We start from the raw sequence: 10947 nt of genomic DNA on the forward strand, positions 1-10947 counted from the left end.
GCCTCCAGTCCCGGGCGGCGCTCGCGCCGCCCGGCTCCTCCAAGGGAATTCCAGCCCCATGCGATCCACCGGCCTTCTCGTTCTCGGCGCGCTTCTCCTGTGCGGCATCGCCGTGCCGAGCCATGCGCAAGGCGTGCTCCGCATCGGTTTGAACGAGGACCCCGACGTCCTCGACCCGCACCGGTCGCGCTCCTTTGTCGGCCGCATCGTGTTCGGCTCGTTGTGCGACAAGCTGGTCGACATCACGCCGACGCTCGAGTTCACGCCCGCGCTGGCGACGACGTGGAGCTGGAACGCCGACTCGACCCAGCTCACGCTGGAGCTGCGACGCGACGCCAAGTTCCACGACGGGACGCGCGTCGACGCGGCCGCCGTGAAGGCGAACCTCGATCGCGCCCGCACGCTGCCCGACTCCCTGCGCAAGAGCGAGATCTCGTCCGTCTCGAGCGTCGACGTCGTGGACGAGTTCACGGTGCGACTGACGCTGTCGGAGCCCAACGCCACGATCCTCGCCCAGCTTTCCGACCGCGCCGGCATGATGCTTTCGCCCGCCGCCTTCGGCGAGAACGACACCTTGAGCCGCGAGCCCGTGTGCTCGGGTCCCTACCGTTTCGAAAGTCGCACGCAGAACGACCGCATCGTCCTCGCGAAGTTTCCGGACCACTACGACGCCGCGCGCTACCGGTTCGACCAGGTCGTCTTCCTGCCGATCCCCGACACGACGGTGCGCCTTGCCAACCTCCAGTCGGGCGATCTCGACCTGATCGAGCGCATGGCGCCCTCGGACGCACCGGCGGTGGAGGCGAGCGGCACGCTGAAGCTCGCCGTGGGAGCGGGGCTCGGCTACCAGAGCCTCACTGTCAACGTCGCCAACGGCGAGCGGGCGAAGACGCCGTTGGGCGAGGACAAGCGCATCCGCCAGGCGCTCAACCTCGCGCTCGATCGCGACGTCATCAACGAGGTGGTCGGCGGCGGCATCTGGGCGCCGGCGGGACAGCCCTTTCCGCCCTCCAGCCCCTACCATAGCCCGCGCTTCCCCGCGCCGGCGCGCGACGTCGAGCGCGCCAAGGCGCTTCTGGCCGAGGCCGGGCAGGAGCGCGTCGCCTTCGAGATGCTGGTCGCCAGCTCCAGCACCGGTCAGCAGGTCGGCGAGCTGATCCAGGCCATGGCGGCGGAGGCGGGCTTCGACGTGACGCTCCGGCCGATCGAGTTCGCCGCCATGCAACAGGAGATGCCGGCCGGCAACTTCCAGGTCTCGCAGGTGGGCTGGTCGGGCCGCGTCGATCCCGACGGCAACATCCACCAGTACGTATCCTGCGAGGGCGGCCTCAACGACATGCGCTACTGCAACAAGGAGGTCGACCGGCTCCTGAACGAGGCGCGTCGCGCGACCGACCCGGCCGCCCGCCTCGCACTCTACGACCAGGCGCAGGCGATCCTTCAGGACGAGCTGCCGATCGTCTACACCTACTACCAGTCCTACCCCTTCGCCCATTCCGCCCGCCTGACGGGCTTCGTGCCCTATCCCGACGGGATCATCCGCCTGCGCGACGTGGCGCTGGCGAACTGAGGCGAACGCAAGGCTGAGAGGCAACGCCCATGCTCTCCATCATCGCCCGCCGCGCGCTGGTCGCGATCCCGACGCTGGTGATCGTCTCGCTGCTCGTCTTCGCGCTGCAGAAGATCCTGCCGGGCGATCCGGTCCTGACGCTGGCGGGCGAGGAGCGCGATCCGGCCGTTCTGGCCTTCCTGCGCGAGCAGTACCGGCTCGACGATCCCATCTACGTCCAGTACTTCGCCTGGGTCGGGCAGGTGCTGCAGGGCGACTTCGGAGTCTCGCTGCGCACCGACGTGCCGGTCGCCACGCTCGTCCTCCAGAAGCTGCCCGTCACGTTGCAGCTCGCCGCCATGGCCATGGTCTTCGCGGTCCTGATCGGCATTCCGGCGGGCATCCTGGCGGCGGTGCGCAAGGGCACCTGGATGGACTACGCCGCCAACGTCTTCGCCCTGTCGGGCCTGTCGATCCCGAACTTCTGGCTCGGCATCCTTCTGATCTTCCTCGTCTCGGTGCAGCTGCAATGGCTGCCGGCATCAGGCTACGTGCCGCCCACGGAGGATCTCTGGCAGTCGCTGCGCACCATGCTGATGCCCGCCTTCGTGCTCGGCACGGGGCTCGCCGGCTCGCTGATGCGCCACACCCGCTCGGCCATGCTGGGCGTCCTGCGCGCCGACTACGTGCGCACGGCCCGCGCCAAGGGCCTTTTGCCGAAGGTCGTGGTGCTCAAGCACGCGCTGCGCAACGCGCTGGTTCCGATCGTCACGCTGCTCACGCTGCTCTTCGGCGAGCTGATCGCGGGCGCGGTCCTGACCGAGCAGATCTTCACGATTCCTGGCTTCGGCAAGCTGATGGTGGATGCGGTCTTCACCCGCGACTACGCCGTGGTGCAGGGCGTGGTGCTGTGCACCGCGATCGGCTTCATCGCGATGAACCTTCTCGCCGACGTCCTCTACGTCCTGATCAACCCGCGCCTGAGGCATGCCTCGTGAGCACCGTCGTTCAAGCCAACCCCGGAGCCGTCGTGGGCACGCCCCGGCGCGCGCCCAGCCGCGCGCTCCGCAAGTTCCTGCGCAACCGCGCCGCGATCGTCGGCGGCGTGATCGTCCTCTTCTTCGCGCTCTTGGCGATCTTCGCCCCGCTCGTCACCTCGTTCGATCCGGCCGCGACCAGCTTCCGCGCGATCCGCAAGGCGCCCTCCGCGCTGAACTGGCTCGGCACGGACGAGCTCGGTCGCGACGTCTTCACGCGCCTCGCCTATGGCGCGCGCGCCTCGCTCATGGCGGGCGTCGTGTCGGTCGCGATCGCGGTGGTGGTCGGCGTGCCCTTCGGGTTGCTCGCGGGCTACTTCGGCGGCTGGATCGACGCGGCGATCTCGCGCGTCACCGAGGCGCTGCTCGCCATCCCCTTCCTGATCCTCGCGATCGCGCTCGCCGCCTTTCTCGGCCCCTCGCTTCAGAACGCGATGATCGCGATCGGCCTGTCGGCCGTGCCGGTCTTCATCCGCCTGGCGCGCGCCCAGACCCTCACCGTCTCGGCCGAGGACTACGTGGAAGGGGCGCGGGCCATCGGCCTGCCCCACCGCTGGATCCTTGCCCGCTACATCTTCCCCAACACGCTGCCGCCGATCATCGTCCAGGCGACGTTGACGATCGCCGCGGCGATCATCGCGGAAGCCTCGCTCTCCTTCCTCGGCCTCGGCCAGCAGCCGCCCAACCCGTCCTGGGGCTCGATGCTGAACACGGCCAAGAACTTCATGAGCCAGGCGCCCTGGATGTCGGTCTTTCCGGGGGCCGCGATCTTCCTGGTCGTGCTCGGCTTCAACCTGCTCGGCGACGGCCTGCGCGACGCGCTGGATCCGCGCGAACACTGACGCGGCCCGCGCCACACGGCGCGGCCGTCGAAAAACGCATTGGGAGTGCCATCCATGTTCACCACCCGCCCCGAGCTTCTCGGCACGTTCGGCGCCGTCGCCACCACGCACTGGCTGGCGTCGGCCGCCGGCATGCGCATGATGGAGCTCGGCGGCAACGCCTTCGACGCGGGCGCGGCCTCGGCCTTCGTGCTGCAGGTCGTGGAGCCGCATCTCGTCGGGCCCGGCGGCGACGTGCCGATCGTCTTCCATTCGGCCCGGACCGGCCGCACCGAGGTGATCTGCGGCCAGGCGCCTGCGCCGGCGGGCGCGACGATCGAGCATTACAAGCGCGAGGGCCTGGAGCTCATCCCCGGCAACGGGTTGCTCGCCACCGTCATTCCCGGCTCGTTCGACGCCTGGATGCTGCTCCTGCGCGACCATGGCGAGCTCCAGCTGCGCACCGTGCTCGAGCCCGCGATCCACTATGCGCGCCACGGCCATCCGCTCCTGCCGCGCGTGTCCGACACGATCGGCGGGCTCGCCGAGTTCTTTCAACGGGAATGGCCGACCTCGGCCGCGCTGTATCTTCCGAACGGCGCGGTGCCGCAGGCGCGCAAGCTTTTTCGCAACACACCGCTCGCCGACACCTGGGAGCGTGTCCTGCGCGAGGCCGAGAGCGCAGGCGCCGACCGCCAGGCGCAGATCGAGCGCGCGCGCGACACGTTCTATCGCGGCTTCGTGGCAGAAAGCGTCGAGCGCTTCGCCCGAAACACGGAAGCCATGGACCAGAGCGGCAGGCGCCATCGCGGCGTGATCACCGCCGACGACATGGCGAACTGGCGCGCCGACTACGAGCCGAGCCTCGCCTACGACTACGGCGACTTTCGCGTCCACAAGATCGGGCCCTGGGGGCAGGGGCCGGTCTTCCTCCAGACGCTGGCGCTGCTGAAGGGCTTCGACCTCGGCGCGATGGGCCCTGCCTCGGCCGACTTCGTCCACACGCTCACCGAGGCGATGAAGCTCGCCTTCGCCGACCGCGAGGTCTACTACGGCGACCCGCGCTTCGTGGACGTGCCGGTCGAGCACCTCCTGTCGGAGGGCTACAATGCCGAGCGGCGCCGTTTGATCGGCGCGGAGGCCTCGCGCGAGCTGCGCCCCGGCACGGTGCCGGGCTTCGAGGCGCAGGTGGCGCGCCAGATGGCGGCGCTGGATCGCCTTTCGCGTATCGGCGCGGCATCCGCCGCCAACGAGCCGACCACCGCCGAGATGCGCTCGGCCCGGCGCGGCGACACCGTGCATATCGACGCGGTCGACCGGCACGGCAACATGATGGCGGCGATGCCGTCCGGCGGCTGGTTCCAGTCCTCGCCGGTGATCCCGGAGCTCGGCTTCCAGCTGAATTCTCGCGCCCAGATGTTCTGGCTGGAGGAGGGGCTGCCGACCTCGCTCGCGCCCGGCAAGCGCCCGCGCACGACGCTCACCCCGACGCTCGCCGAGAAGGACGGAAAGCCGTACATGGTGTTCGGCTCGCCGGGCGGCGACCAGCAGGAGCAGTGGCAGCTCCTTCTCTTCCTGCGTCACGCCCATCACGGCCTGAACCTGCAGGAGGCGATCGACCACCCGATGTCGCATACCGGGCACTTCCCGAGCTCGTTCTACCCACGCGAGCGCCGGCCGGGGAACCTCACGATCGAGGAGAGCTTCGGCGAGGAGGTGCTGGCCGACCTGGCTCGGCGCGGCCATGACGTCGAGCGCGCCCCGGCCTGGACGGTCGGGCGCCTCGTGGCGGCTGCGCGCGATGCCGACGGCCTGCTCCATGCCGCCGCGACGCCCCGCCTGATGCAGGCCTACGCCATCGCCCGCTGACGCATCGCTTCGTCTCGCGTCGCCTACTCGCAGCGGATCGTCGGCTGGGCCTGGTAGGTTCCGGCCGTGAAGACGCCCGCCGTCTTGGTGGCGCTGAGGCTGAGGTCGATGGTCTGCGTTCCCATCAGGACCACGGCCGACAGGAGGTCGAGAAGCGCCGTGCCGCCCTGGGGCTGTATGCGCCCGGCGAACTGGACGCTCGCATCGGCGCCCGCGGGGGCGAACGCGAAACTCGTCGGCGGAACGAACGTCACGCGGAAGCAGTTGACCTGAACGGCGAGGCTGCAGGTCGCTTGCGGCACGCCGCCGTTCAGAAGCGTGGTGACGCTGACGCGGGCCGCTTGGCCGCCGGCGTTGGTCGAGGACAGCGACCTGAGGTCCGTGGAGGCCGTGAGGGTTCCCGGCGAGACCACGACGATCGTGCACGTGCCGATCGTGGCATCTACTAGGGCGATTGCGGGACCGACCATGGCGGCCGTCAGCATCGCCGCGCATGCCAGACGCTTCAACGCGCCCCCCAGCCAGCGGCTACTTGCGCTTGGGCTTGGACGTGCCATCGCTCCAACCCGTGTTCGCCCAGTTGGCTTCCTTGCTGTTCGGATCGTCGGCGGGCGCACGACCGTTCGTCGAGGCTGCGACGTCGCCAGGGCCGGAGGTCAGTCCCATCTGCAGGAGCTTCAGCTCGGCGCGCAGGCGCGCGATCTCCAGATCATAGAGTTCCGTGCAGTTGAGGCGCTTGCCGCCTTGGCTCAGCGGGATCACCACACGGCCATAGGTCGCGATGTTGCCGTTGTCGTAGCTGTTGCCGTTGCCGCTGCCGTTGATGGCGCCGACATCGAGATAGGCGCCCGATCCGCCCACCGCCGAGCGGCAGGTCGTCCCGTCGGCCGCGCGCACCTCGTCCTGGCCCTGCGGCAGCGAGACGCCCGGCAGGTTGAAGCCGCTCTGACTCTGACTGAGGTAGTACCGGTCTTCCGCCCGCAACGGCGTGGGAAGGGCGGCCGCAAGCGCGAGCGCCGCCAGCCCGGCCCCCGTCAGGACAAGCGCTTGCCGAGGAACTTGCCGCATATCTGAGCCCTCACCTGGGTTTGCGAGTTGGGAAACGGAATGCTTTCGGCGCAGACGCGCACCTTGCGAACGGCTTCTCCCGCAAACGGGATCGTGACGATCACGGGACGCGAGCCCTCCGGCGCGAGCATCAGCGGACTGGCCGAGACGCGGGCTCCGGGGACCGGCGCGAAGTCCTGATCGTAGACATGGACCTCGACGCGGATCGGACGGTCGTAGGGATTGGAGGGAAAGACCCGGACCGCGAAGGCGTCGCTGACGCTGCGGACCTCGCCGCGCATCGGGGTCAGGGACTGCGCGCGAGACGCGCCCGTTCCCAGCGCCACCGCGAGCGCGATGATCAGGGGGACGGCGGCGGGCTTCACTCGCATCGCACCGTCACCGTCGCCGAGTAGTTGCCGCCCCGGAACGAATCCGTGCTAGGTTTCGTGCCGGTCAGGTTGATATCCATGTTGCTCGTGCCCGAGCCGGTCATCAGCGTCGACGACCCGGTCTCGGCAACGCTCTGGGCGCCGCTCAGGGAATAGACCGGCGTCCAGGTCGTCGGTCCCGTGTCGGCGACCGGGGCGGTGGCCGCGCTGACGGCGTCGAGGCTGACGCGCACGCCGCCTGTCGTGGTGACGGTGACCTTGGCGGGAGAGCCGCCGGCGTTCTTGGAACTGAGATTGCTGAGCGTGCCGTTGGTGGTCATCACGCCGGTGCCGTTGACGACGGCGATGGTGCAGTTCGTCGTGACCGTGCCGTTGAAGGTCACCGTGTTGGTGACCGCCTGGGCGCTGGCCGGGAACGATCCGCCGGCAAGGGCCGTGGTCAGCCAGAAGGCCTGTCTCATGCGTGACATCTGTTCGCTCGTGAAGTGTGTCTACGAGACAAGTGTCACGCGCAGGGCGTGTGCAAAACTGGAGGATGAAGGGTGGAGGATATCGTACTTCTACCTAGTCGGTCCCGAAAGACGGTTTTCCGATCAATGGGATCCGGCCGTCGTGCTCGGTCTGGCGCGCCAACCTGCGGCGTCAGCCGGTCGAAGGGTCGAGACCGTCGGTTGTGCGGAACGGGATGCCGGCGACGGCAAGCCGGCATCCGTCGCGCGCGTTCGCGCTCGACGCGGCGTTTCAACAGAGCGGTCGGGCGGCCCGACGCTCGGCCGCCCGACCGTGGTCGCCGCTTGCCTCAGAGAAGGCCGCGCGCCGCCAGGTTCCGCATCAAGGCGCCGATGCCGAAGCGCCAAGGGGCGGCGCGGTTCGTGTGGGTCACGGTGTTGCGCAGGCCGCCGAGGCGCGGCGAGCGCACGCTGACGACGTCGCCGAGCTTGTGGGTGAAGCCCTTGTCCTTCACGTCGCGGTCCTCGGTGGGCGCAAACAACGTGCCGAGATAGAGCATGAAGCCGTCGGGATACTGATGATGCTCGCCCGAGGCCTGGCGCGCGAGCTCGGCCGGATCGCGGCTGATCTCGTGCATCGAGGACCGGCCGTCGAGCCGGTAGCCATCGGTGCCCTCGACTGTCAGCGTCAGCTCGGCCTGCCGCACGTCGTCCAGCGTGAACCGAGCGTCGAAGAGGCGCACGAAGGGGCCGATCGCGGAGGACGCGTTGTTGTCCTTCGCCTTGCCGAGGAGAAGGGCCGAGCGGCCCTCGACGTCGCGCAGATTGACGTCGTTGCCGAGCGTGGCGCCGCGGATCTCGCCGCGCGAGTTGACGGCCAGCACCACTTCGGGCTCCGGATTGTTCCACTCCGACGAGGGCAGGATGCCGATCTCGGCGCCGTATCCGACCGAGGACAGGACGGGCGCCTTGGTGAAGACCTCGGCATCCGGCCCGATGCCGACCTCGAGATACTGCGACCAGTAGCCCCGCTCCTGCAGGATGCGCTTGGCCTCGGCGGCTGCCGGCGAGCCGGCCTCGATATCCTGCAGCGTCGCGCCGATCGCCTGGCCGATCTCCTCGCGGATCGCGGCCGCTCGCGCGAAGTCGCCCTTGGCGCGCTCCTCGATGACGCGTTCCACCATGGAGCGGGCGAAGGTGACGCCGCAGGCCTTCACGGCCTGGAGGTCGCACGGGGCGAGGAGGGTCGGGGCCTCGTCGCGCGCCGCGCCGGCGGTCTCGCCCGCGGCCAGGACGTCGGCCAGCGCGTAGGAACGCTCGCCGCCCTGCCGGTCGAGATGGGAGATCGGATCCGCAAGCTCCAGAAGGGCGCTGAGCGTCGGTGCCTCGCGGCTCGACACATCCACCAGGCGGTCGCCACGCAGTTCCACCAGCACCGGGCCGCCGAGCGCCGGATCGAAGACCCGGCCGACGAGGCGCGCCTCGCTCGCATCCTCGGGCAGCGGGCCGCCCTCGTTCCACGCGGCGGATAGAGAGGGGGACATGGCGGCTCCATCGATCAGGCGAGATGACGGAGCATCCCTTTCCCGGATCGCGCCGTGTCGCAAGCGCTTCCTGTGCTGCAGCGCGAAAGCCGCGTCAGACGGTTCGCGTCACCTTGGCCAGATGCGCCGGCCGATCGGGGTCGTGTCCGCGCGCACGCGAAACGCGCTCGGCCAGATCGTAGAAGCTGAGCAGCATGACGAGCGGATCGAGAAGGGGGTGGGCGCTGCTGGCGACCGGCAGCGTGTCGCGCCCCTCGCCGCCCTCGGCCACCAGCACGCGGCCGCCGGCCTGGCGCAGGCGCTCCACCGCCTGGCCCGTCGCACCGAAGGCGGCATCGCGCGGTCGGAAGGCGATCACCGGAAAGTCCGGCGTCAGGAGCTGCAACGGTCCATGCATGACCTCGGCCGCCGAGAAGGCCTCGGCATGAAGCACCGCGGTTTCCTTGAGCTTCAGCGCCGCCTCGACCGCCACCGGAAAGGCGGGACCGCGACCCACGAGGTAGCAGGAGCGCGCCGGAACCAGGAGGTCCAGCGCCGCGTCCCAGTTCGTCTCGAGCGCCCGCGAGAAGGCGTCGGGCAGCCGCTTCAGACCCTGGCGCAGGCCCTCGTCGTCGGCCCATTCGGCGGCAAGCGCCGCCAGCATCACGGCGGAGGCGAGGCAGGTCTTGGTCGCGGCGACGCTGCGCTCCTCGCCCGCTCCGATCGGCAGGACCGTGTCGGCCTCGCGCGCCAGCGGCGAGGCGGCATCGTTGACGACGGCGACCGCCAGCGCACCGCCGTCGCGCGCCGCACGCTGAAGCGCCACGATGTCCGGGCTGCCGCCCGACTGGGAGACCGACAGGACGAGCGCCCCGCGCACGCGCAGGTTCGCCTCGTAGATCGAGGCGACCGAGGGCCCCATGGAGGCGACCGGCAGGCCGACCAGGATCTCCACCAGATACTTGAAGAAGCCGACCGCGTTGTCGGACGAGCCGCGCGCCGAGGTGACCACGAAGGCCGGGCCGCGCTCGCGCAGGGAGCGGCCGAGCGCAGCCAGGGCCCCGGCCTCGCGCTGGAGCATCTCGGCGACCACGGCCGGCGTCTGGCGCAGTTCCAGGCTCATCAAGGTGGGTTCGGCGGTCATGCGGGCGGATCCGGTTGCAAGGATGGCTCATGACTCGCCTAGCAGCCGGCGAGACGGATGCGAAGGGGCTCAGCCCTTGGCCAGCGGCTCGAGCCCGACGCGAAAGCGCCGGGCATGGCGCCGATAGGTTTCCGCCGAGCGCCTGAGACCCTCGACGGCCGCCTCGTCCAGGGTGCGCACGGCCTTGGCGGGCGAGCCGACGATCAGCGAGTTGTCGGGGAAGACCTTGTTCTCGGTGACGAGCGCGCCGGCCCCGACCAATGAGTTGCGGCCGATCCGGGCCCCGTTCAGCACCACCGCGCCCATGCCGATCAGCGTGTTGTCGCCCACCGTGCATCCGTGCACGACGGCGCGGTGCCCGATCGTGCAGTTCTCGCCGATCGCGAGCGGCGAGCCGGGATCGGAATGCAGCACCGCGCCGTCCTGCACGTTGGTTCCAGCGCCGATGCGGACCGGCTCGTTGTCGCCCCGGATCACGGCTCCGAACCAGACGCTCGATCCCGCGCCGAGCTCGACTGCGCCGATGACATGGGCGCCGGGGGCGATAAAGGCCGGATCGTCGGCCGCCAGGGCGGGCTGGACGCCATCCAGAGCGTAGCGGGGCATGCGGCAGGCCTCCTCGAACCGCGCCGGGCGGCACCTCGATCTGGCCATGGAGGCTGAAGCGGGACCGCAAGGCAAGGAGCTACGGCCCCCGAACACGAAAACGGCCCGCCGAACAGACGGGCCGTCCCAACAAGCCTAAGGCTTGCCCCTATCAGCAGCTTCCGTCGCGTGCGACGACGACCTTGACGGTTTTAGCCATGATGCGCAGGTCGAGGAGGGTGGAGGCGTTGCGCACGTAGTAGCTGTCGTACTTGACGCGCGTGGCGTAGCTGGTGTCGGAGCGACCGTTGACCTGCCACATGCCGGTGAGGCCCGGCCGGGCGCGCTTGTAGGTCGAGAAGCGGTGGGCGTAGCGGTGCGCTTCCTCGTCGACGATGGGCCGCGGGCCGACCAGGCTCATCTCGCCGCGCAGGACGTTGAAGAGCTGGGGCAGCTCGTCGAGGCTGGTTTCGCGCAGGAAACGTCCAAGGCGCGTGACGCGCGGGTCGTTGCGCAGCTTGTGGTTGGCCT

12 protein-coding genes are annotated in these 10947 nt (G+C 69.8%); 4 read left to right on the forward strand and 8 right to left on the reverse strand.

All coding sequences use genetic code 11. The features are described from left to right. The first annotated feature begins 58 nt into the window (after positions 1–58). Genes BLQ76_RS21005 through BLQ76_RS21020 form a run of 4 tightly spaced genes read left to right on the forward strand, consistent with a single transcriptional unit; the run spans position 59 to position 5276 of the window. Positions 59–1570, forward strand: a complete 1512-nt coding sequence (locus tag BLQ76_RS21005; RefSeq protein WP_090677188.1) for an ABC transporter substrate-binding protein — start codon at positions 59–61, stop codon at positions 1568–1570. 29 nt (positions 1571–1599) lie between these two features. Beyond that, on the forward strand, positions 1600–2547 hold the full coding sequence (locus BLQ76_RS21010) for an ABC transporter permease (protein WP_090677190.1): 948 nt from the start codon (positions 1600–1602) through the stop codon (positions 2545–2547). A 32-nt stretch (positions 2548–2579) separates the two neighbouring features. Continuing rightward, positions 2580–3428 carry an ABC transporter permease gene (locus BLQ76_RS21015; RefSeq protein WP_244519767.1) on the forward strand — a complete coding sequence of 283 codons (849 nt, stop codon included), beginning with the start codon at positions 2580–2582 and terminating at the stop codon, positions 3426–3428. 54 nt (positions 3429–3482) lie between these two features. Next, positions 3483–5276, forward strand: a complete 1794-nt coding sequence (locus BLQ76_RS21020) for a gamma-glutamyltransferase family protein (protein ID WP_090677193.1) — start codon at positions 3483–3485, stop codon at positions 5274–5276. Between the two features lie 23 nt (positions 5277–5299). Here the strand turns inward: BLQ76_RS21020 and BLQ76_RS21025 are convergent, their stop codons facing one another. The 8 genes from BLQ76_RS21025 to BLQ76_RS21060 form a co-directional block, all read right to left on the reverse strand. Then, on the reverse strand, positions 5300–5785 hold the full coding sequence (locus tag BLQ76_RS21025; RefSeq protein ID WP_139184090.1) for a hypothetical protein: 486 nt from the start codon (positions 5783–5785) through the stop codon (positions 5300–5302). Positions 5786–5804: 19 nt separating this feature from the next. Continuing rightward, positions 5805–6344, reverse strand: coding sequence for a hypothetical protein (locus tag BLQ76_RS21030; RefSeq protein WP_244519766.1), 540 nt, complete (start codon positions 6342–6344; stop codon positions 5805–5807). Further along, on the reverse strand, positions 6311–6715 hold the full coding sequence (locus tag BLQ76_RS21035; RefSeq protein WP_210285907.1) for a hypothetical protein: 405 nt from the start codon (positions 6713–6715) through the stop codon (positions 6311–6313). Before BLQ76_RS21035 ends, BLQ76_RS21030 begins: the two co-directional genes overlap by 34 nt. Next, positions 6706–7176 (reverse strand): hypothetical protein, encoded by a 471-nt coding sequence (locus tag BLQ76_RS21040; RefSeq protein ID WP_090677206.1) that lies wholly within the window; start codon positions 7174–7176, stop codon positions 6706–6708. The genes BLQ76_RS21035 and BLQ76_RS21040 overlap by 10 nt, the downstream gene beginning before the upstream one ends. 338 nt (positions 7177–7514) lie before the next feature. Further along, on the reverse strand, positions 7515–8708 hold the full coding sequence (locus BLQ76_RS21045; RefSeq protein WP_090677197.1) for a fumarylacetoacetate hydrolase family protein: 1194 nt from the start codon (positions 8706–8708) through the stop codon (positions 7515–7517). A 94-nt stretch (positions 8709–8802) separates the two neighbouring features. Beyond that, a complete protein-coding gene (locus tag BLQ76_RS21050) occupies positions 8803–9831 on the reverse strand; it encodes an SIS domain-containing protein (RefSeq protein ID WP_090677198.1) in 1029 nt (342 codons plus the stop codon). Positions 9832–9900: 69 nt separating this feature from the next. Further along, positions 9901–10437 carry a gamma carbonic anhydrase family protein gene (locus BLQ76_RS21055; RefSeq protein ID WP_090677200.1) on the reverse strand — a complete coding sequence of 179 codons (537 nt, stop codon included), beginning with the start codon at positions 10435–10437 and terminating at the stop codon, positions 9901–9903. 151 nt (positions 10438–10588) lie between these two features. Then, positions 10589–10947 (reverse strand): sugar transferase (locus BLQ76_RS21060; protein WP_139184091.1); only part of this gene is annotated, 359 nt, incomplete at its 5' end.

It is taken from the genome of Aureimonas jatrophae (assembly GCF_900104035.1).
Lineage (GTDB): Bacteria > Pseudomonadota > Alphaproteobacteria > Rhizobiales > Rhizobiaceae > Aureimonas > Aureimonas jatrophae.

Coding starts and splice junctions, on each gene's coding strand:
- BLQ76_RS21020 (WP_090677193.1), top strand. CDS start 3,483: ATGTTCACCACCCGCCCCGAGCTTCTCGGCACGTTCGGCGCCGTCGCC.
- BLQ76_RS21040 (WP_090677206.1), bottom strand. CDS start 7,176: ATGAGACAGGCCTTCTGGCTGACCACGGCCCTTGCCGGCGGATCGTTC.
- BLQ76_RS21005 (WP_090677188.1), top strand. CDS start 59: ATGCGATCCACCGGCCTTCTCGTTCTCGGCGCGCTTCTCCTGTGCGGC.
- BLQ76_RS21045 (WP_090677197.1), bottom strand. CDS start 8,708: ATGTCCCCCTCTCTATCCGCCGCGTGGAACGAGGGCGGCCCGCTGCCC.
- BLQ76_RS21035 (WP_210285907.1), bottom strand. CDS start 6,715: ATGCGAGTGAAGCCCGCCGCCGTCCCCCTGATCATCGCGCTCGCGGTG.
- BLQ76_RS21030 (WP_244519766.1), bottom strand. CDS start 6,344: ATGCGGCAAGTTCCTCGGCAAGCGCTTGTCCTGACGGGGGCCGGGCTG.
- BLQ76_RS21050 (WP_090677198.1), bottom strand. CDS start 9,831: ATGACCGCCGAACCCACCTTGATGAGCCTGGAACTGCGCCAGACGCCG.
- BLQ76_RS21055 (WP_090677200.1), bottom strand. CDS start 10,437: ATGCCCCGCTACGCTCTGGATGGCGTCCAGCCCGCCCTGGCGGCCGAC.
- BLQ76_RS21010 (WP_090677190.1), top strand. CDS start 1,600: ATGCTCTCCATCATCGCCCGCCGCGCGCTGGTCGCGATCCCGACGCTG.